General features: G+C 64.3%; 20 protein-coding genes and 1 pseudogene. 10 read left to right on the top strand and 11 right to left on the bottom strand.

Going from position 1 to position 21,441, the window contains the following annotated elements:
- Positions 1-32: 32 nt before the first annotated feature.
- The 6 genes from AC5P8C_RS13065 to AC5P8C_RS13040 form a co-directional block, all read right to left on the bottom strand.
- On the bottom strand, positions 33-1,295 hold the full coding sequence (locus AC5P8C_RS13065; protein ID WP_495218899.1) for a DUF6369 family protein: 1,263 nt from the start codon (positions 1,293-1,295) through the stop codon (positions 33-35).
- Positions 1,296-1,320: 25 nt separating this feature from the next.
- A complete protein-coding gene (locus AC5P8C_RS13060) occupies positions 1,321-1,788 on the bottom strand; it encodes a glycosyltransferase (protein ID WP_495218927.1) in 468 nt (155 codons plus the stop codon).
- 5 nt (positions 1,789-1,793) lie between these two features.
- A complete protein-coding gene (locus tag AC5P8C_RS13055) occupies positions 1,794-2,231 on the bottom strand; it encodes a hypothetical protein (RefSeq protein ID WP_495218898.1) in 438 nt (145 codons plus the stop codon).
- Positions 2,232-2,386: 155 nt separating this feature from the next.
- Entirely contained in the window at positions 2,387-4,597 is a 2,211-nt protein-coding gene (locus tag AC5P8C_RS13050) for a polysaccharide biosynthesis tyrosine autokinase (protein WP_495218897.1), read from the bottom strand.
- Positions 4,598-4,655: 58 nt separating this feature from the next.
- On the bottom strand, positions 4,656-5,090 hold the full coding sequence (locus tag AC5P8C_RS13045) for a low molecular weight protein-tyrosine-phosphatase (protein WP_197617934.1): 435 nt from the start codon (positions 5,088-5,090) through the stop codon (positions 4,656-4,658).
- 153 nt (positions 5,091-5,243) lie between these two features.
- Positions 5,244-6,701 carry an undecaprenyl-phosphate glucose phosphotransferase gene (locus AC5P8C_RS13040; protein WP_495218895.1) on the bottom strand — a complete coding sequence of 486 codons (1,458 nt, stop codon included), beginning with the start codon at positions 6,699-6,701 and terminating at the stop codon, positions 5,244-5,246.
- A 421-nt stretch (positions 6,702-7,122) separates the two neighbouring features.
- Between AC5P8C_RS13040 and amaB the strand changes: the two genes are divergently transcribed.
- The 7 genes from amaB (at position 7,123) to AC5P8C_RS13005 (ending at position 13,780) form a co-directional block, all read left to right on the top strand.
- The gene (gene amaB / locus AC5P8C_RS13035; protein ID WP_019661365.1) at positions 7,123-8,655 is read left to right on the top strand and encodes an L-piperidine-6-carboxylate dehydrogenase; all 1,533 of its coding nucleotides are present in this window, start codon (positions 7,123-7,125) and stop codon (positions 8,653-8,655) included.
- A 40-nt stretch (positions 8,656-8,695) separates the two neighbouring features.
- Entirely contained in the window at positions 8,696-9,505 is an 810-nt protein-coding gene (locus AC5P8C_RS13030; RefSeq protein ID WP_019661364.1) for an SDR family NAD(P)-dependent oxidoreductase, read from the top strand.
- Between the two features lie 161 nt (positions 9,506-9,666).
- A complete protein-coding gene (locus AC5P8C_RS13025) occupies positions 9,667-9,951 on the top strand; it encodes a DUF4190 domain-containing protein (protein ID WP_180877250.1) in 285 nt (94 codons plus the stop codon).
- 4 nt (positions 9,952-9,955) lie between these two features.
- Complete coding sequence (locus tag AC5P8C_RS13020) at positions 9,956-10,726, top strand: class I SAM-dependent methyltransferase (protein ID WP_019661362.1); 771 nt, start codon at positions 9,956-9,958, stop codon at positions 10,724-10,726.
- 8 nt (positions 10,727-10,734) lie between these two features.
- Positions 10,735-11,790 (top strand): quinone-dependent dihydroorotate dehydrogenase, encoded by a 1,056-nt coding sequence (locus AC5P8C_RS13015; protein ID WP_019661361.1) that lies wholly within the window; start codon positions 10,735-10,737, stop codon positions 11,788-11,790.
- An 8-nt stretch (positions 11,791-11,798) separates the two neighbouring features.
- A complete protein-coding gene (murB, locus tag AC5P8C_RS13010; RefSeq protein ID WP_026347177.1) occupies positions 11,799-12,860 on the top strand; it encodes a UDP-N-acetylmuramate dehydrogenase in 1,062 nt (353 codons plus the stop codon).
- Positions 12,861-12,892: 32 nt separating this feature from the next.
- Entirely contained in the window at positions 12,893-13,780 is an 888-nt protein-coding gene (locus AC5P8C_RS13005) for a DMT family transporter (RefSeq protein ID WP_019661359.1), read from the top strand.
- 118 nt (positions 13,781-13,898) lie between these two features.
- On the opposite strand, the gene AC5P8C_RS13000 is transcribed toward AC5P8C_RS13005, so the two are convergent.
- From AC5P8C_RS13000 to AC5P8C_RS12990, 3 genes are all read right to left on the bottom strand, one after another.
- Entirely contained in the window at positions 13,899-14,903 is a 1,005-nt protein-coding gene (locus AC5P8C_RS13000; protein ID WP_019661358.1) for an aminoglycoside phosphotransferase family protein, read from the bottom strand.
- 99 nt (positions 14,904-15,002) lie between these two features.
- A complete protein-coding gene (locus AC5P8C_RS12995; protein ID WP_019661357.1) occupies positions 15,003-16,037 on the bottom strand; it encodes a DUF418 domain-containing protein in 1,035 nt (344 codons plus the stop codon).
- The gene (locus AC5P8C_RS12990) at positions 16,034-16,624 is read right to left on the bottom strand and encodes a TetR/AcrR family transcriptional regulator (RefSeq protein ID WP_019661356.1); all 591 of its coding nucleotides are present in this window, start codon (positions 16,622-16,624) and stop codon (positions 16,034-16,036) included. The genes AC5P8C_RS12995 and AC5P8C_RS12990 overlap by 4 nt, the downstream gene beginning before the upstream one ends.
- Positions 16,625-16,766: 142 nt before the next feature.
- On the opposite strand from AC5P8C_RS12990, the gene AC5P8C_RS12985 reads away from it, so the two are divergent.
- Positions 16,767-17,192 (top strand): DoxX family protein, encoded by a 426-nt coding sequence (locus tag AC5P8C_RS12985; RefSeq protein ID WP_026347176.1) that lies wholly within the window; start codon positions 16,767-16,769, stop codon positions 17,190-17,192.
- Here AC5P8C_RS12985 and AC5P8C_RS12980 read toward each other — a convergent pair.
- A complete protein-coding gene (locus AC5P8C_RS12980) occupies positions 17,165-17,968 on the bottom strand; it encodes an APH(3')-II family aminoglycoside O-phosphotransferase (protein ID WP_019661354.1) in 804 nt (267 codons plus the stop codon). The genes AC5P8C_RS12985 and AC5P8C_RS12980 overlap by 28 nt on opposite strands.
- Before the next feature lie 90 nt (positions 17,969-18,058).
- Between AC5P8C_RS12980 and AC5P8C_RS12975 the strand changes: the two genes are divergently transcribed.
- Both AC5P8C_RS12975 and AC5P8C_RS12970 read left to right on the top strand, forming a co-directional pair.
- Complete coding sequence (locus AC5P8C_RS12975; protein ID WP_019661353.1) at positions 18,059-18,775, top strand: SDR family NAD(P)-dependent oxidoreductase; 717 nt, start codon at positions 18,059-18,061, stop codon at positions 18,773-18,775.
- Positions 18,776-18,869: 94 nt separating this feature from the next.
- Positions 18,870-20,815 (top strand): annotated as a pseudogene (locus AC5P8C_RS12970) (EAL domain-containing protein).
- Here AC5P8C_RS12970 and AC5P8C_RS12965 read toward each other — a convergent pair.
- Positions 20,812-21,423: a TetR/AcrR family transcriptional regulator gene (locus AC5P8C_RS12965; protein WP_019661352.1), complete on the bottom strand. Its 612-nt coding sequence runs from the start codon at positions 21,421-21,423 to the stop codon at positions 20,812-20,814. The pseudogene AC5P8C_RS12970 and the gene AC5P8C_RS12965 sit on opposite strands and share 4 nt — an antisense overlap.
- Between the last annotated feature and the right edge of the window lie 18 nt (positions 21,424-21,441).

Genomic DNA, 21,441 nt, shown 5'->3' with positions numbered 1-21,441 from the left:
AGGCCATGCTAAGCAAAAGCTCCCAAACCAGTCTACGTAACATGACGGGAACCGTCGGAAGCCAGGACTTCTGTGCGGACACGGAGTGCATTGAAGCAGAAGAGCGCCAAACTCAGACCAACCGCGTACGGCTGGTATGACGTCGTCGATACGCAGAACATGCACGCGACGAAGACACCAATTGGAATACGAAAGGATGTCTTCATTGGGGCCTGAACGAAGTAGTAGGCTAGAAGCATCAAGGGCCCGAAGATGCCGTATTTAACGTAATACGTCAGATAGGCGCCATCAATCGATGCCGCATCGCTCTCCAGCCCCCGGTACTCGAACCAAGGAATATCAAACGGTGTCCCCTGCCCCATTCCAAAGATGAGCTGGAATGCCGACATTTCGTGGATTCGCTCAAGAGCAGGCGAATACCGGCTGACCACCTGTCCAGACAATCCCTCCCAGGTCAGCGCGCCAAGGACCCGCTCGATGCCAGCGTAGTAGCTGGCCAAAACGAATACCGAGACAGCGCAAGCGCCAAAGAGCGCAAGGCCGATCCTTCTTGCCGCGCTAATGTTGGACACAAAGAAAGCGCCAGCAACGAGTGAAAGAACAATGAACCGCGAGTTGGTGATCAGTACAGCAACAATCGACGATGCCAACGCGATCCAAGCGAGCCATCTCAATCGCTCAAATTGAGCTCTATCAGAGAAGTAGAAGAGAATGAACGCGGCGCAGAAGTAGGCACTGGCATCCAGATAGCGATAGGACGAGTCCTGATAGTAGACATCCGCCTGCTGATAGATGCCGGTCAGAATAACTCCATACTTGAGCAGCACTGAGGCGCCTGCCGTGATTGCCAACCAAGAGACAAATCGCGGAGTGACGACTTCACGGCGAACATGAAGTGCGAGATAGACCAGCACGACGATCTGCAGCAAGAAAATGAGAGGACGGAAGTCGCGGATGTAGAACTTGTCAGCATCGGCTAGGCCAAGAATTGCATAGGGGACAGCGAGAAGAATCCAGAGCAACGCCCACGAACGGGTAGACCGCCACCATTTTCGACGAGGTTCATTGAACTTCGGGCGCGCGCCTGCGCAGATGCGCAGCAGCAGCGCGATCACCGCTCCCACAGCGAAGAAATCGTAAAAGTAGGCGCCAGACCAAGTGCTGATCTCCTTCATGTAGTGCCCAGATGGCAACACACAAACCATCACAAGATAGGCTCGAATGGAAGCTCTGGGCGCGACAACCGCCACGAGGCCAAGCAGCAGAGAGAATGATGCAACGAGTGCAAATAACACGTGGTCAGATCCGGATCTTCACGTTTCAGCGAACCGCATGAATAATTGCAGCGAGATTCGCAATCAGCTTTTCGTGCTCAGCACCCAAGCCTGTGCCAGCCATGAGGTCGGCCCGACTGATCAGCAGCTCCCTCAGCTCCCGATCATTCCATGCCACTCGAATACCCTCCGCAGCCGCAAGCTGTCGTGCAGTCGCCGCCTGATGATCATTACGATGTTCCCTCAGCTCACTTCTCCTCGGATACAGAATGATAGGCCGGCCTACTCGCCGCGCGGAAATGATTGAACCCACCCCCGCGTGGGAGACCACCACATCCGCCGCTTTAAAGTAGCCTTCAAACTCTTCGGGGGTCAGCTTCTCGAAACACTTAATATCGGTGCTCCAGGCAGGCATCCTATGCACTTGTGCGACAACATCAAGACCAAGTTCCCGGGAGATGGTGTCCATTCCCTTCATCAGCCTATCAAAGGGAAGCTGAGTGCCGACGGTCACAAAGATCAAAGTACTCTCCCGCAATACTCTGCCCCGCTTGCTTGGGCAACCGTAGGCCATTGAGTAATCCAGTGGTCCGCGAACCATCGCGCGTACCGGCCCGACATGGACATTCCCTCCACGTTCGCCAGGCTGTCGATCCAGATTGTCCGCGCTCCGAGCACACGGCCGAGCGCCAAAGCTGCGAGACCCGGCAGCGCGCCTGTTGAAATGACAACCTTGGGCCGAAACTTCAACAGAACCCCCAATAGTGCAATCACGCATGCCACGGACCTGAGAGGTTCGTTCCGGTTGCAATCCGGAATGATGGAGAAGTGCTTCAGACCAAATTTTTCGGGCAAGCCGCTCATGGTGGTCGCGTAGAACGTCTCAGCCTCAGCGAACGCCGGCCGCATCGCCATGAGTTGCTCCCAGTGCCCTCCGCCGGATGCAACAGCGAGCATTCTAACCTTCCCATTCAAAGCTACACCCTCCAATCCATGACCACATAAATACCTGCCTGAAGAACGTATGTATCCCATGCCCTTGAGATCCGGCTCTGCCCGGAAGCCTCTCAGGCCTGAAGTGCCCCATCCTCAGAACTCAGCGGCCAGAGGAGCTACTGCGTTGACTTGTACTCGTAGTAGCCGTAGCTGTAGTAGCCGGCCGCTCGACGCTGCACTGCATTGAAAATCGCACCTCGGATACGAACGTTGTTCTGCTCGAACCGGCGCTTTGCCAATGCCAGCTCCTTAGCCTGATTCAAACCAAATCGAGCGACCATCAGGCAGGTACCGGCGTGGTGCGCAATGATCGCTGCGTCCGTGACCGCAAGAATCGGCGGAGTATCAATAATTACAAGATCATACTGCGGCGATAGCTCTTCCAGAAGCCGGGTGAAGTTGGCATGCATAAGAAGCTCTGACGGATTTGGCGGCACATCGCCTCGCGTCACGAAGTGGAGATTATCCAGTCCGGGAAGCGTACGAAGGACCTGCTCTCTGCTCGCCTTGCCAACCAGAAGATCCGAAAGCCCCGGAGCCTGAGAAGCGCCCAGCGCTTTATGCAACGTGCCTTTGCGCATATCCGCATCAATGATCAGCACGCGCTGCCCCGCCTGCGCGATCACCGCAGCAAGATTCGATGACACGAAGGTTTTGCCTGCGTTCGGACTCGCCCCCGAAATCAGAACGATGTTGTTCTTCGCCTCAAGGCGGGCGAAATGGAGGCTCGTGCGAAGACTGCGGACCGCTTCAATGGCGAGGTCCGCCGGATCCTTCACTGCCAGCAGATGCAAGCGACCATCGGCACGGAACTTTCCTCGCACCGAATCACTTTCCTGCTGAGGACTGACCGGAATGGACGCATACACGGGAAGCCCGATCTCTTCGATCTGCGCCGGATCCTCGACGCCGCGATTGAGCAGCTGTTTAACGATTACCACGGCAATCGACAGGAATGCGCCCAGCACCGTGCCGATCAGGACTACCATAGATTTCCATGGCTTGACCGGCGTTGCGGAATCGACCTCAGCAGCGTCGACGATCCGCACATTACCAACGGTACCTGCGCGGGCAACGTCGAGCTGCTGTGCTTGATTCAACATACCAGTGTACATCTCATTGCTTACCTGCATGTCTCGGGTGAGGCGAAGAAGCTCCTGCTGCGCCTCCGGCAAGCGCTTTACTTGTCCCTGAAACTCGCTCTTGCGGCCTTCCAGCTCGCCAATTTGCCGCAGCAATGCCTGGTAGGCCGGATGATCACGAGTAAACTTGCGGTCCAACTCGGCTTGCTGCAGTCGCAGCTGCTGAATGCTGGACTCAACAGCGACCTCCTGATCCAGTAGTCCTTTTGTCTGCAGCGTCAGATCCACAGAGTTCGCGCGAGTCTGATATGCGCTCAGCGCCTTCTGCGCAGCGTCTACTTGGTTGCGGACATTCGGTAACTGCTCCTTCACAAATGCGAGCTGAGCAGAGGCTTCCGCAGAGTTCCGCTCGACATTCTGCCGAACGTAAGCCTGTGCGACCTGCTGGAGGAAGCTCTGGGCCAGTTCGGGGTCAGAGTTTTCGTATGCCAGCGTCAGAATGCCAGAGTCCTTGCCTGACTCATTGACGACAATCTGCTTCTGCAGGTCGTTAACCATCGTTAGATGACGGTGACGGAGCAGCCTGAAACGCATGCCCGGATGGGCTCGCATTTCTGCAACCTGCGCAGTTACCCCCTTGCCGGTGGCGACCTTGCCGACCTGCCCCTTCAACAGAAGATTGTCGTCTTCATCCAACAATTCATAGCTGCTGTTCTCGCCGACGACCAGGGTCATCGGTCGCGCCAGCAGCGCGCGAGGCACGTCCAGCTGAAAGATCTCCAGCTTTTCACCACCCCAGCCGAAACGGCTCATGCCAAAACGCATATCAGCCAAAGCATCCGGGTCGGCACGCTCGGCCTTACGGGCGAAATAGCCACCCAGGATCGGGAATCGATTGGGTTCAATCACGATATCCAGCTTCAGCGCATCAACCGCACTGCCCACCACCGCGCGCGAAGTAATCAGAGCGATCTCGGTGGTTGCCTCCGCCGACCCTGTACCCATCCCCAACGACTGGCTGATGTCGGATAGCCCTGGCAGCGAGGGAACCTTCGATTCAACCTGCACGATCGCATCTGCACGATAGATCGGCGTTGCCAGCAAGGCGTACGCAACCGAGACCACGAAGAACAGCCCGGTAATGCCGACGATCCACCACTTGTAGTCGATCAGGGTTCCAAGCAGTTGGCGCAGATCGATCTCGTCGGTGTCTTCCGGTACAGAGGTTCGGGCTTCAGTGGTCATGGATTGAGGGTCTTTAATGCGGGGGAGGGGCTACAGGGGTGGAATACGCAGCGGGACTTCAGAGATGCCGCGCCCAACTCTCCACGCCCTCGGCCATCAGCTTGTAAACATGCTCGAACGCCGGGCGCTGCTGGCGATAAGGATCAGGAATCTCCCGATCCTGCTGCCACTTGCCCAGCAGGAAGGTCTTGCCGGACGCCTGGGGAGCGATCTCGGCAATGCGGCGAACGTGCTTTCGCTCCATGGTCAGCACCAGATCGGCTGCGCCAAGGATGGCGTCATCGATCTGGCGGGCACGATGGGCCAGGCCATCCAGCCCCTGCTCTACCAGCAGCTCCTGCGCGGTGGCATCAATACCGTGCCCAACCAGCGCACCGAGGCCAGCCGAAGACACCTGGATGCCCTTGCCAGAGACAGCCTCTCTCAGCATGACCTCCGCTGAAGGGCTGCGGCAGATGTTGCCCACACATACAAAAAGAACGTTCTTGAACACTGATCTGGATCCTGTGGCATTCCTTGCGGCGCACGCAACCAGAAACAACCTGGAACGGCAGCAGCCGCACAGCATACCTTACACGCGCATTACAGGCGATGAAATCGCCAACAGATTCATGGGATTACGTCGCAGTTCTAGGATCAAGCTGCCTTAATAGGCCGACTTCTGCCCCAGCACTTTCAGCGCCGTCAGCACGATGATCCGCACGTCCAGCGTCGGGCTCCAGCGCCGGATATAGTCGATGTCGTACTGCACGCGCTTCTTCATCGAGCGCAGCTCGGGGGTCTCGCCACGCAGCCCGTGCACCTGCGCCCAGCCGGTGATGCCCGGCTTGACGTAGTGGCGATGCATGTAGCGCTCGATCACCCGCTCGTAGTGGTTGTTGTGCTGGATCGCGTGCGGGCGCGGCCCGACCACCGACATGTTTCCACCCAGCACGTTGAAGAACTGCGGCAGTTCGTCCAGGCTGCTGCGGCGCAGGAAGGCGCCGAACCGGGTGACTCGCGGATCACCGCGCCTAGCCTGGGTAATCTGCCCCTCTCCCTCTGCATGCACGCGCATGGAGCGGAACTTGAGCATCCAGAACTCCTTGCCACCCAGCCCGTGACGCTTCTGGCGGAACAGCACTGGCCCGGGCGAACTCAGCTTCACGCCAATGGCGAGCACGACAAACAACGGCGCCAGCAGGACCACCGCGACACCAGCCACGAGGATGTCCTCGATCCGCTTGAACAGGCGAAACCGGTGGTCTGCCAAGCCCTGCCGCACACCGATCATCGGCACATCACCCACTTGGTGCAGACCGGGGTTGAGCGCCCCCAGGCCCGTGGTATCAGGGATCAGACGCACAGGCACCGGAAATCGCTCGATCTGCTTGAGCATGTCCCTGACCGCGGCGGCATCCCCCATCGGCATCGACACCCAGACCTGATCGAATTCGCCGCGGTGCTGATCCATGTACTGCGGAACCTCAGCCAGCAAGCCCAGTCGGCGCGGCGCATCACCGCCACGGCGGGTGGCGATATCGCCTGCACCGGCGAAGTAGCCAATGACTTCCTTGCCCAGCTCCGGCTTGCCACGCAGCAGGCGGTGCAGCTTCAGGGCCGGGGCGCGAAGTCCGACCAGCAGGACCCGCTCGCGGTCCATCCCACGCGAGCGCAGCCGATGCAACTGCACCCTCAGCAGCACACGCAGCGCCGCCATCGATCCCAGGCCAAAGGCATACCAGCCAATCAGCCACGTCGACGGCACCACATCGGCAAGCCCGACCAGGACGACGTAGAGCGAGAACAGCGCAAAAGTGGCAGACCACGCCAACAGCAGCAGCCAGAGGTCAGCGAGCAGCCCCCGCATGCGCCAGTTCCGATACAGCGGCGCCACGGAGAAACACACGATGGCGCTGAGAATCACTGCGCCAAACACGATTCGCTGGGAGGAGTCTGGCGCAGCTGCTCCATACAACACGATATGGGAAAGTACTGCCATGCCTGGCAGTAGCAACATGTCGCCCAGGCGTAGCCCCAACTCCAAGGCAGCCCGGGCTTCGACGCGGCGGCGGCCAGCCCGGGCCCGCTCTGCGGAAAGGTCTTCTACTGATCCCTGTAGCAACGCACATCTCCATTCTCGGCTCGACGGGACGCGGAATTGTCTGCGTCCACGTGCGCGGACTCCCCAGCCAGCACGGAATCGTCGAGGTTGTGTCAATCAAATGTGGAGGAATTGTGGATGAAGTCTGGGCCAAAAGATAGGAATCCCGACTGGGCACAGGCTCGGACGAATGCCATGAAATCACCCTATCCAATTGAAAATATTGACAATTTCCAGTGTGTCAATTTGCATCAACATGCGTCATTTAGCGTCAAAAAATGAACGTCATTGCCCACTTCATGTCAGTTCACTGGCGCTCAATCCACCCCGCACCGCACCAAAGCCCAACCAGCACCCTCTGCTACCATCGGCGGTTCTGTTCATCGCGTCCCCCACCTGCCCGCGATGGCGCCAAACAACGTAACGAAACACAGGAGTCTGCATGTCTTCCGAGCTGCTCAAGTCCCTTGGCCTGGACGCGATCAACGCTGGCACGTACCTGGGCAACGGGGAGTGGTCGAGCGCGACCAGTGGTGAGCTGATCACCCCGGTCAACCCGACCACCGGCGAGCCGATCGCACAGGTCCGCGCGACCACCGAGGCCGAGTACGAGACCGTCGTCGCCCGCGCCCAGGAAGCCTTCAAGGTCTGGCGCACCACGCCTGCCCCGCGCCGCGGTGAGGCCGTGCGCCTGTGCGGCGAAGCGCTGCGCAGGCACAAGGATGCGCTGGGTTCGCTGGTCGCCCTGGAAATGGGCAAGAGCAAGCCGGAAGGCGACGGCGAAGTGCAGGAGATGATCGACATCGCCGATTTCGCCGTGGGCCAGAGCCGCATGCTGTACGGCTACACCATGCATTCCGAGCGCCCCGGCCACCGCATGTACGAGCAGTACCACCCGCTGGGCCTGGTCGGCATCATCTCGGCCTTCAACTTCCCGGTGGCGGTCTGGAGCTGGAACTCGTTCCTGGCCGCCATCTGTGGCGACGTGTGCATCTGGAAGCCGTCCAACAAAACGCCGCTGACCGCCATCGCCTCGCTGAAGATCTGCAACGAGGCCCTGCGCGAAGCCGGCTTCCCGGATATCTTCTTCCTAATCAACGATGCCGGCACCGCGCTGTCGGAGAAGATGGTCGATGACCGTCGCGTGCCGCTGATCAGCTTCACCGGCTCGACCCAGGTCGGCCGCACCGTCAACGAAAAGGTCGCGCGCCGCCTGGGCCGCTGCCTGCTGGAGCTGGGCGGCAACAACGCCATCATCCTGGACGAAACCGCCGACCTGAAGCTGGCCGTGCCGGGCATCGTGTTCGGTGCGGTCGGCACCGCCGGCCAGCGCTGCACCACCACTCGCCGCCTGATCGTGCACCGCTCGATCTACGCCGACGTACTGGCCACCCTGGTCAAGGCTTACAAGCAGGTGGAAGGCAAGATCGGCGACCCGACCGATGCCGCCAACCTGATGGGCCCGCTGAACAGCGAAGGCGCCGTACAGCAGTTCCTCGATGCCATCGCCCAGGCCAAGGCCGCCGGCGGCACCATCGAAACCGGCGGCACCCGCATCGACCGACCGGGTAACTTCGTACTGCCCGCCATCGTCTCCGGTTTGAAGAACAGCGACGCCGTGGTCCAGCACGAGACCTTCGCGCCGATCCTGTACGTGATGCCGTACGACACCCTCGACGAAGCCATCGAGATGCAGAACGGCGTGCCGCAGGGCCTGTCGTCCTCGATCTTCACCCAGAACCTGAAGACCGCCGAGAAGTTCCTGTCGGCGGCCGGCAGCGACTGCGGCATCGCCAACATCAACATCGGCACGTCCGGTGCGGAGATCGGCGGTGCCTTCGGTGGCGAGAAGGACACCGGCGGTGGCCGCGAGTCCGGTTCGGATGCGTGGAAGGTCTACATGCGCCGCCAGACCAACACCATCAACTATTCGGACTCGCTGCCGCTGGCCCAGGGCATCAAGTTCGACCTGTAACGCAATCTGTAGTGCCGGGCCATGCCCGGCAGGATGCGCCATGAACACCGCAGGAAATGCAGCCGAGCATGGCTCGGCGCTACAGGGTGGCAAGCCGGTGATTGATTTCACCGGCCGCCGCGTGCTGATCGCCGGCGGCAGCAAGGGTATTGGCCGTGAAATGGCACTGGCCTTTGCCGGTGCCGGTGCGCAGGTCTCGGCCTGCGCCCGCGGCCAGGCAGGCCTGGATGCCCTGCGTGCCGATGCACGGGCGCAGGGCTTCGAACTGCACGCGTTCTCTACCGATCTGGCCGATCCCGGCCAGATCCAGGCCTGGCTGCAGGCCGCCGCCGATGCCCTCGGCGGTATCGATGTACTGGTCAACAATGCCACGGGCTACGGCATGGTCGACGACGAGCACGGCTGGGCCGCCAGCCTGCAGATCGACCTGATGGCGGCCGTGCGTGCCTCGCGCCTGGCACTGCCATGGCTGCGTGCCTCCAGCGACGCCTGCATCCTCAACCTGTCCTCGATCGCCGCCCAGCAGCCGCGTCCCGGTGGCGCGCCCTACGCTGCCGCCAAGGCCGCGCTTTCGCACTACACCACGTCACAGGCGCTGGCGCTGGCCAAGGACCGGATCCGGGTCAATGCCATCGCACCGGGCTCGATCGAGTTCGATGACGGCCTGTGGGACCGCCGCCGCACCGAAGACCCCGCCCTGTACCACGGCACCTTGGCGAAGATCCCGTTCGGCCGCTTCGGCCACCCGCGCGAGATCGCCGACGCTGCCCTGTTCCTGTGCTCGCCGCTGGCGCGCTGGATCACCGGTCATGTGCTCAACGTGGATGGCGGCCAGGTGTTGATGGGCTGAATCTGTAGAGACGAGCCCATGCTCGGCTTGCACGCAAGACGCGGTCGATCCCGCATCAGCCCAAGGGGGCAGCCGAGCATGGGCTCGGCTCTACAGGGCACTGCCCATGGGATTGCCCGGGCAGAGGCACTATCATGTGCACACTGCCAAGGAGGACCCCGATGAGCGTGGCACCCCGACAGACAAGCGCCCTGGCCGTGGTCAGCCTGGTCATGGGCATCGCCAGCTGGACCGTCCTGCCCTTCGTGGCCAGCATCGTGGCCATCATCACCGGCCACATGGCCCGCGCCGAGATCCGCCGCCGCCCGCTTGAACTGGAAGGCGATGGCATGGCCGTCACCGGCCTGGTGCTGGGCTGGGTGATGGTCGGCGCCGTGATCGCCGCCATCCTGGTCTTCATCCTGTTCTTCGGCGGCCTGGCATGGCTGGCGGCAGTGTCGAAGTGACGCCATGACTGCCTCCGACAGCACTGAACGCTTCAGCAGCCGCGTTGCCGACTACGTCCGCTACCGGCCCGGTTACCCGCCCGCACTGCTGGACTGGCTGCACGGCCCGATGGGCGCCAGCCGCGAGGCGATGGTCGCCGACATCGGCGCCGGTACCGGCATTTCCAGCCGCCTGTTCCTGGCCAGCGGTCACCCCGTGATCGCGGTGGAGCCCAATGCGGCCATGCGGGGCGCGGCCGAACAGTGGCTGGCACCGCAGTATCCGCAGTTCCGCGCGGTCGACGGGCGCGCCGAGGCCACCGCGCTTGACGCGGCCAGCATCGATCTGGTCAGCGTCGCGCAGGCCTTCCACTGGTTCGACACCGTGGCGGTGCGCGCCGAGTGGCAGCGCATCCTGCGCCCGGGTGGCCTGGCACTGATCTACTGGAACTCGCGCCTGCTCGACGCCAGCCCGTTCCTGATCGGCTACGAACAGCTGTTGCTGGACTACGGCACCGACTACACCGCGGTGGCCGAGCGCTACCAGGACGACGCCACCATGCAGGCCTGGTTCGGCGCCGGGCTGCGCGGCATGGTGCAGCTGCCGAACGTGCAGCATCTGGATTTCGACGCCCTGCGCGGGCGACTGCTGTCCTCCTCCTATGCTCCCCAACCCGGTCACCCGCGCCACGCGCCGATGATCGACGCGCTGCAGGACCTGTTCGCCGCCCACGCGGTCGACGGCCAGGTTGCTTTTGAATATCGAACCCGAGCCTTCCTCGGCACGCTGGACTGAACCGACGCATGTATTCGCTTGCCCGCCCCTTCCTGTTCTCGCTCGACGCCGAGCGCGCCCACGGCCTCGGCCTGTCCGCACTGGACCTGGCCTACCGCACCGGCACCACGCCGCTGCTGGCCGCACGCATCGCGCCGATGCCCAGCACGGTGTTCGGGCTGACCTTCCCCAATCCGGTCGGCCTGGCTGCCGGACTGGACAAGAACGGCGAGCACATCGACGCACTGTTCGCGCTGGGTTTCGGCTTCGTCGAGATCGGCACCATCACCCCGCGCCCGCAGGCCGGCAATCCGCTGCCGCGCCTGTTCCGGCTGCCGGCGCACAACGCGATCATCAACCGCATGGGCTTCAACAATGCGGGCGTGGACGCGCTGGTGCGCAATGTCGAGCGCGCGCGCAACCGCCGCGGCCTGCTCGGCATCAACATCGGCAAGAACAAGGACACGCCCAACGAACAGGCGGTGGACGATTACATCGCCTGCCTGGACAAGGTCTATCCGCTGGCCGACTACATCACCGTCAACATCTCCTCGCCCAACACTGCCGGCCTGCGTGAACTGCAGGAGGAAACCGCGCTGCGCCAGCTGGTCAGCCAGTTGCGCGACCGCCAGGAAGCACTGGCCGCGCAGCATGGCCGCCGCGTCCCGATGCTGGTGAAGGTGGCGCCGGACCTGAGCGAGCGCGACATCGATGCCGCCGCCCGCGTACTGGGCGAACTGCAGGTGGACGGCGTGATCGCCACCAATACCACCATCGACCACAGCAAGGTGGCCGGCGATCCGCTGGCCAACGAAGCCGGCGGCCTGTCCGGCGCGCCGGTGCTGGAGCAATCCACGCTGGTACTGCGCCGCCTGCGTTCGCGCCTGCCCGAATCGGTCCCGCTGGTCGGCGTCGGCGGCATCCTGTCCGGTGCCGATGCGGTGGCCAAGATGGCCGCCGGCGCGGCGCTGGTGCAGTGCTACAGCGGCTTGATCTTCCGTGGCCCGGCGTTGGTCTCTGAATGCGTGGAGGCGATCCGTCGCCGCCGCGAAGCGCCGAGCCGCGGCGCGGTGGCCCCACTGTGAGCGCGCCCATGGATACCGTCGACGGCAACGCCCCGCTGCGCTGGACGCTCACCCGCAATGCGCCGCTGCAGGCGCTGAACACCTTCCACGTGCAGGCCAGCGCCGCGCAGCTGCTGGAACTGCACGATGCCGCACTGCTGCCGGACGTGCTCGCGCTGCCCGAGGTGGCCAGCGGCCCGCTGCTGGTGCTGGGCAGCGGCAGCAACGTACTGATCGCCGAAGACCTGCCTGGCACCGTGCTGGTGTTCGGCAACCGGGACATCAGCTTCCTGGAGCACCGCGCCGACCATGCGGTGATCCGCGCCGGCGCTGGCGTGTCCTGGCATGGCCTGGTGATGTGGTCGCTGCAGGAAGGCCTGTCCGGCCTGGAGAACCTGGCGTTGATTCCCGGCACGGCCGGTGCCGCGCCGATCCAGAACATCGGTGCCTATGGCGCGCAGGTCGGCGAGTTCATCCAGGCCGTTGAAGCCTGGGACTGCCAAGAGCAGGCCTGGGTGCGGCTGGACAACGAACAGTGTGGCTTCGCCTACCGCGACAGCGTGTTCAAGCAGCAACCCGATCGCTACCTGATCACCGCCATCGAGCTCAGGCTGCCGCTGCTGCACGACCTGCGCATGGACTACGCCGGCATCCGTGAGGAACTGCAGGCACAGGGCGTGGAGCTGCCCAGTGCCGTGGACGTGGCCAATGCGGTGATCGCGATCCGCCGCCGCAAGCTGCCCGACCCGGATGTGCTGGGCAACGCCGGCAGCTTCTTCAAGAACCCGGTACTGCCACTGGAACAGGTGGACGTACTGCTGCAGCACTTCCCCGAGCTGCCGGTGTTCCCGGCCGAACAGGACGACAAGCGCAAGGTCTCTGCGGCCTGGATGATCGAGTCCTGCGGCTGGAAGGGCTTCCGCGAAGGCGATGCCGGCGTTGCGCCGAGCCACGCGCTGGTGCTGGTCAATTACGGCAACGCCACCGGTGCTGAGCTGCTGGCGCTGGCGCGACGCATCTCGGCCTCGGTGCTGGAAAAGTTCGGCGTGCCGATCGAACCGGAGCCCCGCCTGCTCGGCGCACAGTGGTGAACACCCCCGCCCTCTCCCCCAGCGCCTCCCCGATGCGGGCGGCGCTGCTGATGCTCGGCAGCACGATGGCATTCGGCCTGATGGCCGTCGCCATCCGCTACGCCACCCGGTACGTACCAACCCAGGAAGTGGCGTTCTTTCGCAATGCCTTTGGCCTGCTCGCGTTGCTGCCGATGCTGCTGCGCCCCGGCCATGCACCACTGAAAACGCAGCAGCTGCCGCGTTATTTCGTGCGCAGTGCGATTGGCCTGGGTTCGATGCTGTGCGCATTCTGGGCACTGGGCCATCTGCCACTGGCGCAGGCGGTTTCCCTCTCGTACTCCACGCCGTTGTTCGTCACCATCGCCGCCGTGCTGTGGCTGGGCGAGACCGTGCGTGTACGCCGCTGGGCTGCGGTGGTGGTTGGATTCATCGGTGTGCTGGTGATCGTGCGCCCCGGTACCGCCGGCTTCACGGCGGGCAGCCTGGTAGCGGTGGCAGCCGCCGTGCTCAGCTCATTGGTGGCGATCCAGATCAAGCAGCTGACCCGTGTCGACAGTGCTGACACCGTGGTGCTCTACACCTACGTGTTCTGGGTGCCGCTGTCGCTGGTCCCGGCACTGTTCGTCTGGGTCTGGCCCTCCGGCATGGCGTGGCTGTGGCTGCTGGCCACCGGCGTGCTGGGCACCGTCGGCCAGCTGTTGTGGACCCGCGCGCTACGGCTGGGCGAAGTCTCCGCCCTGACCCCGATCAGCTTCCTGCAGCTGCCACTGGTAACGCTGTTCGGCTGGCTGCTGTTCAACGAAACGGTGGACCGCTGGACGATCATCGGTGCCGGCATCATCCTCGCCGCCAACGCCTACATCGCCCACCGCGAAGCCGTGCTGTCGCGGCGTGCCGCAAGTGCAGCGGCCTCGGCAGCGGCCAAGCCCGCCGAGTAGATCCACGCCACACGTGGATGACGCTGCACTCCTCGGTAGAGCCGAGCCTACGCTCGGCTGCTCTTCGCGCCTCCACCGTTGACTGAGCGCGCAGGGTTCATCCACGCATGGCGTGGATCTACAGCGCGCGATACACCCGCTCCGCCGCATCGAACACATTGCCCGGCGCGAACTGCTCGCCCAGATAGTGCAACGACTGCCGGCGCAACTGCGGCGAACGCTCCTCGCCATCGCTGCCCAACAGCACCTGCTGGAACTCGATCAGGTCCTGCAGGATGCGCCAATGCCGGTACCAGGCGATCCAGCGCGGATCGCCGCGGTCGCTGCCGTAGCCCTCCTCGAAGCCCAGCGGATTCTCGCGCCCCCAGCGCCCACCAACCGCCGCACCAATGAACATCAGGTCGCGCTCGCGCGGGGCCAGCGAAAGGCCGTCCCAATCGATCAGGTGCAGGCCCCCGTCATTGCCCATCAGCAGGTTGCCGGCATGCAGGTCGGTGTGACACAGATGCAGATCTACCGGTACGTCCTGCAATGCCACGAGCAGCTCCCGTGCCTGCGCATGCAGCGCCGCGATGCGCGCATGCTGCTGGTCCCATACCGAAACAAATGCGCGGCCCAGCCCGTCCTTCGCGGCCGCCAGGCCTTCGCCGGCCAGCCATTGACCGACCGTCTCCAGCGCTGCGGTTTCCAGCCGTACGATCGGCAGCGCCTGCTGCAGTTGCGCTGGCAGTTGCGCGCCGTGCAGGCGCCGCAGTACCTCGCCCAACCGCTTCCACTGCGTGCGGCTCAACGCCGCCTCGAATCCGGACTGCCCTTCCACATAAGGGAACAGGGTGAACTGCAGCCCCCACCGCTGTACCGATGCGCCGCCGGTCAATGCTGGCCACGGCGCAACGATCTCATCGATACCCAGCGTGCCGCGCAGCCAATGCAGGCTGTCCCACACCGCTGGGGCGACCTGGTAGGTGCGGCATTTCAACCACCACTGCCCGTGCCGCGCATCGACGCGATACACGCTGGCATTGGCGTCGGCACCCACCGGGCGTGGCACCACGGCGGTGGCAGTGATGCCATAGGATTGTTGCAGGACTTCGCCGAGATGCTGCGCCGAAGCGAATGACATGGATGCAAGCGGAAAGTATTGCCTGCTGCCACTATCGCAGATGCATTCGCCGCGACACAGACATGTCCGTCACAACATCAGCTCGCCGCGACCAGAGAACTAGCCTGCGATGCGTCGCATCACCATCTCCAGCGGGCCGCGTGCGAACTGCCACGACCACAGCCAGGCCGCGCCCGTGGCCAGCATCAGGAACAGCATCGCCCACAGCAGCACCGATGCGAGCGACGCGCTGCCATCGAGCAGGCCCAGGCTTTCCAGCGTGCCCATGCCCAGCAGGATGTGGCCCACGTACAGGGTCAGGGTCATGCGCCCGGCCGCGGTGAACGGCTCCAGCCAGTCCCCGGGTTGCACACGCGTCAGCCACAGGCAGGCGGCAATGACACTGCACGCTGCGCCCGCACCCGTGAGTACGTAGGCTGGTCCCGGCGGCATCGGTTGCGTTCCCAGCCACACCTGCCAGGGCGTTCCCTGCGCAAGCTGCTGAACGCCATGGCCGGCCGCGATCAGCAGCAGCCCCAGCACCAGCAATGCTCGCTGCACCCGCGGTTGCGACAGCTGAAGGCGTGCCAGCAGCATCCCCAGCAGGAAGAAGCACAGCCACGGCAGCAGCGGATGGAAGCCGTTGAACAACAGGTTGCGGGCCGCGCCCGGCCATTGCCACAGGTCGGCGTATTCCAGCGTCTGCCAGTTCCATCCCTGGCTGTAGTCCCAGTGCAGCAACGCCCAGAACGAACACGCCGCCAGGCCCACGATGCTGGCCAGCAACACCCGCGGCGACGCACGCAGCCACACCACCGCCAACGCGAAATACACCGCGTAGTAGTGCAGGATATCGGCCGGGAACAGAGTCAGGTTGAGCAGGCCCAGCACCATCAGGAACAGCGCGCGCCTCCAGGTCTGCACGCTGGCCGGCCACCACCCCTGCCGCTGCGTGGCCAGCACCAGGCCAAGACCGGCCAGAGTGACGAACGTCGCCGAGGCTTTGCCTTCCAGCAGATGGAAGAACCCTGCCAACCAACTCGCACCCTCTGCCGGCACGGCCATCGCCAGGCGGACGTTGACCAGCACCATGCCGGCCAAGGCCAGGTAACGCGCCAGATCAACGCCGTGCAATCGCCGCTCAACCGCGCTCATGCGCGTGCACCGAGCAGCAGCGCGAGCAGGCCAGGGTCCAGCGGAGCCTCATCGGTGCCACCGGCTTCGCCCAGCCCCCGGCGCAGCGCATCGCTTTCGATGGCATCCAGCAGCACCTGCGCCTGCAGTGCCGGGGCCAGTACGGGACGCCGGCGCTCACGCTGTGCCACCTGCTGCAGGGCTTCGGCCAGCACAGCCTGCAATTGCCTGCGATTGGCCGCAAATGCCTCGGCCACGGCCCGATTGCGTGCGCTCTCGGCCAGCACTTCGACGGCGAGCGTCGCCCATTCCGGCTGGCAGCACAGCGCGTGGAAGTCCTGCAGGAACGCCAGCACCTGCGTGCGATCACCGTCGGCCGCGGCCAGCCGCTGCAGCAACGGCGCCAGTTCCTCGCTTTCGGCCACGGCCACTGCAAGGATGATCGCTTCCTTGCCGGGGAAGTGGTTGTAGAGATTGCCCAGGCTGACGCCGGCCGCCTGCGCGATGGCACGCATGCTGGTCTGGTGGAATCCCTTGGCGAGGAAGCACCGCAGGGCCGCGTGCAGGATCAGGGTCACGCGCTGCTCATTGCGGTCGATTCGGCTCATGCCACAAGCATGAACGAACGTTCGTCCATTTTGTAGATGTCGACCTGGCCACCATCGGGCTCCGTTCAGCCGGGCTTGACCTCAACTGCGGTTGAGGCCCGATGCTGCGCGACCTGTTCCATGCCCAACCCGGAGTTCCTGCATGCCACGGATGATCACCACCCTGCTCGACAGCCGCGTGCTGTGGTTCCTCGCCCGGCTGCTGCTGGCCGTGGTGTTCCTGTCCTCGGGCCTGGCCAAGCTGCAGGCGTGGGACAACAGCGTGGCCGAAATGCAGGCCGCCGGGCTGCAACCGCCTGTGCTGTTCAACCTCGCCAGCGCGGTGGTGCTGCTGGGCGGCGTACTGTGCCTGCTGCTTGATCGCCTGCTCTGGCTGGGCAGCGGCGCGCTGGCAGTGTTCATGCTGCTGACCATCGCCGTCGTGCATACCTTCTGGACCAAGCACGGCGCGGAACAGCAGCTGGCCCTGTTCTTCGCGCTGGAACACTTGAGCGTGGTCGGTGGCCTGATCTGCGCGGCCATCGCCAGCCATGCGCGGGCTCAAAAGAACTCGTCGAGCAACCGGTAGAACGCCAGCCGACGCTCGTCGGCCACCGCGCCATAGCGCTGGAACAACGGCGCCACCCAACGCGTGTCGCCGAAGTTGTGGACCAGGCTGCGCGCGGCCAGCGCCAGGTCCTGGTAGCGGTCGGCCACGCCCAGCCGCCCACAGTCGATGAAACCACTGAAACGCCCCTCGACCGCCATCAGGTTCGGCAGGCACGCATCGCCATGGCTGACCACCAGATCTTCATGGTCGGGCCGGGTGCTGCACAGTTCGGCGAACACCTGCTGTGCGCTCTGCCCCAGGCGCTCGTCATCGAAGTCATCGGCGTCGACCAGACCCGCCTCGACGCGGGCGGCGGCGGCCTGCAAGCGCGAGGCCAATCGCTGGTCGAACGGACAGGCTGCCACCGGCAACACATGCAGCCTGCGCAGCGCGTCAGCCAGCAGTTCCACCAACTGCTGCGGCGCAAGTTCCGGCGACGAGGCCAGGTCGCGGCCGGGCAGCGCGCTCATCAGCAACCAGCGCCGGCCCGCTTCTTCGGCGGTGGCAATCACCGTTGGCGCCGGCAGTCCCTGTGCCTGCAGCCAGCGCAGGCGCATGATCTCATCGCCCAGCTCACTGAAGGCGTCGATCACTTCCGACTTCACGAAGGCATCGGGCTGGCCTGGCTGCTGCACACGAGCAACATCCGCAGGCGACACGCCGATCGACTGCCGCTCGATGCGCGCATCGCCCAACGCTTCCTGCCACGCCCGCGGCAGCGGCAGGCCATCAGTGAAGGGATCGGGTGCTCCCATGTCGGGATGCTCCTGTTGCTGGGGACCCTACGGATTCTCGCCGATCCCGAAGCACACCGCCCAGCAGAGCGCGCAATGGAAGGAAGCAACATGAAATTGATGGTCATCGGCGCCAGCAGGGGCCTCGGTCGGGCATTCGTGGAAGGCCTGTGCAGTGCGGGCGACACCGTCATCGGCGTTTCGCGCAGCCGTCCGCGCGACTTTGAATGCCCCGAGGGTGTCACCCTGCAGTGGATCGAGGCCGATCTGTCCCAACCCACCCTGGCTGCCAATCACATCGCAGCGCAGGCACCGGCCGATCTGGATGTGCTGATCCACAACCTGGGCATCTGGGAAGAGACCGCCTTCAGCGACGAGTACGCCTTCCTCGACGAGAGCGATGCCGCGCTCACCCAACTGGTCGACGTCAACATCACCGCGACCCTGGTGCTGCTGCAGCGCCTGCTGCCGCGGGTACTGGGCGCACCACGCCCGCAGCTGGTGCTGACCGGCTCGACCTCGGCGCTGCCACGCAGCGGCCGCCCGGAAGTGGCGTTCGGCGCATCCAAGTTCGCGCTCAACGGCATCGCCGATGCACTGCGCGAGGGTTTCCGCGATCGCCGCCTGGCGGTGACCAGCCTGCAGCTGGGCTACCTCAACACCGACGATGCACTGTCGGTGCCGGTGGCAGAGGCCGCAGCACGCGGGGATGGCGAACTTGTCCCGGTACACGATGTGGTGACCATGGTGCGTGCGCTGCTGCAGCTGTCGCCGTCCGGCTTCGTACGTGAACTGGTACTGCCAGCCATCGCCGACCCACGCTACTGACCTTGCCGGCCGCCGCAGGGCACCATCAGTGGCCGCGCGCGCGGTCGTGGTTTACCCTGCTCCTCACCGGCCGTCGGTCACAGGCGGGAATGCTATGGATGCGCTGTCACGGGTCTCGGCCCAGGTCCTGGACGGTTCCCTGCCCAGCCTGCCGCTGTACCTGCTGCAGGCCACCGCAGTGATCGGCATGATCGGGGTGCTGCTGATCGCCACCCGCCGTGCCGGCCATGCCATTGAAGGCCGCCGCCTGTATGTGGGCGTGGCACTGGGCCTGATCTACCTGTTCAATTCCTGGTTCGTGGCCCGTTACACCCAGGGCGTGGTCAAGCTGCACCTCGGCTTCGACATTCTGCTGGTCAGCGGCCTGCTCGGCGGCTGGCGCGGTGGCCTGGTGTGCCTGGGCGCCAGCCTGCTGGCCCGCTACCAGTTCGCCGGCACCCAGTACTTCCTGCCTGCCGGCCTCGAGGCCACGCTGCAGATGCTGGCCGGCGTCTGGCTGCGCAGGCGCCTGCACCCACGCATGCTCAATGAACTCTCGCCGCGCATGATCCTGCAGGCCTGGGGCGTGCGTATCGTCGTCACTGCGTTGGGCCTGGCACTGGGCGTCGCAATCATCGGCGCCAATCAGCTACCCGTGGAGGAGTTGGCATCCAGCGCCTGCTGGCACTGCCATTATCGCTGCTGATGCTGGGCGCGGTGTTCGCACTGGTTTACAACGATGCGCAGATCGATGCACAGCGTCAGCGCGAACACGCCTGGCTGCGCATCGATCCGATCAGTGGCCTGCCCAACATGCGTGCGCTCGGCGAACGCCTGCAGCATTACTGGCGCGACAACGACGGTATCGGCAAGGCCTGCCTGATCGTGGCCGAGATGGGCAACCTGCGCGACCTGCGCCTGCGCTACGGTCCGCTGCAGGACAACGGCCTGTGGCAGCGCGACAGCACCGAAGAGGTGCATCGGCTGCTGCCCTCGCTGCCGGCCGGCCAGCTGGAGATCTACCAGTTCGGCGATGCCGCGCTGGCGATCCTGGTGCGCGACCTGACCTTGTCCGAACTGCGCACGCAACCGCAGATCACCGAGCTGGCCAGCAACCTGGCCGATCAGGTCGGCCGCGATTGGCCCGGCTTCCGGCCGCTGTTCCGCTGCGCGGTAGTCGAACTGAAGCCACCGGGCGCGGCAGACGATGGCCACCTGCCCTTCCGGGCAATCACCGTGGCGCTGAGTGCGATCGAATCCGGCGTCGTGTTCTTCGACGACACGATCCAGCGCGACAGCGAGATCGACGCCCTGATTGAAGTCGCCCTTGATCGCTGGCTGCAGCAGGGCGACGCCCCGCTGTGCTACCAGCCCAAGCATCGCCTGCAGGATCGCCAGCTGGTCGGCGCCGAAGCACTGCTGCGCATGCGCGACGGCGAGGGTCGGCTGATCGCGCCGATGCGGGTGATCTCGCTGCTGCGCCGGCAGGGGCGGCTGGCTGAACTGGAATGGGCCACGCTGCAGTCGGCCATCCACTTCCTGCAGCAGTGCCGACGCGATGGCACGCAGCTGAAAATCGCCGTGAATGTTTCGGCCGAGTCACTGCGCCTGCCCGGCTTCGGCCTGCGCCTGCAGGAACTGCTGCAGCTGCACGATGTGCCCGGCGTGATGCTGCGCCTGGAGATCGTCGAATGGACCGAGATCGTCGAGCGCGACGTGGTCGATGCCAACATCGCACAGCTGCTGGCGGCGGAGGTCACGTTGTCACTGGATGATTTCGGCGCTGGCTATTCAACCCTGATCCTGCTCTCGCAGCTGGCCATCGCCGAGGTCAAGATCGAGCAGGCGCTGATCGCCACACTGTCCGACGCCAAGTCGCAGTCGATCGTGCGCTTCATCGTCGAAGTCGCGCACCGCTGCGGTGCCATCGTGGTGGCCGAAGGTACCGAGACCCTGGCGCAGGAACAGCAACTGCGCGCACTGGGTGTGGATGTCGGCCAGGGCTATCTGTACTCGGCGGCGCTGCCGGCCGACGAGTTCCGCCGCTTCGCTGCCGGCTAGACCGCGTAGAAACCCAGGAACATCGCCACCGCTGATTCGGCAACGCGTGCACGCTCCTGTGCGCTCAACGGTGCCTGCCCCATCGTCACCTGTGGCCAGAACGCGAAGCTCTTCACCAGCCCGTGCAGCTGGTGGCCGGCAAAGTCCGGATCCACCTCGCGCAGGCGGCCATCGGCAATTGCTGCGCGGATCCAGGCACTCTCGCCACTTTCCTTCTCGCCCATGCGGCAGACGATGGCCTGCGCCCGCTCCGGTGAGTGGATGACCTCGGCCATCGCCACCCGTGCCAGGTCGATGAAGTTGGCATCGCTGAGCAGTTCCAGCTTCTGGCCCAGCAACTGCAGCAGCTGCGCCTGCAACGGCTGGTCCGCGCGATACGGCAGTGCGTCGCTGGCCACGCTGCGTTCCCACAACTCCTCCAGGATCATCGAAAACAACGCTTCCTTGCTCGGGAAATGGTTGTAGACGGTGCGCTTGGAGACCCCCGCCGCCTCTGCAATGCGGTCCATGCTGGTCGCCTCGTAGCCCGATGCACGGAACTCCTCCACCGCCGCGCGCACGATGGCATCGCGTTTACGGTCGGTCAGGCGTTGCGGGGCACGGGGCATGGCGGGAACCGGATAACT

It is taken from the genome of Stenotrophomonas sp. YJH_SMC_46, assembly GCF_059370315.1.
Note: the sequence above shows the minus strand (reverse complement) of the source record. Positions and strands in the feature narration are given on the sequence as shown.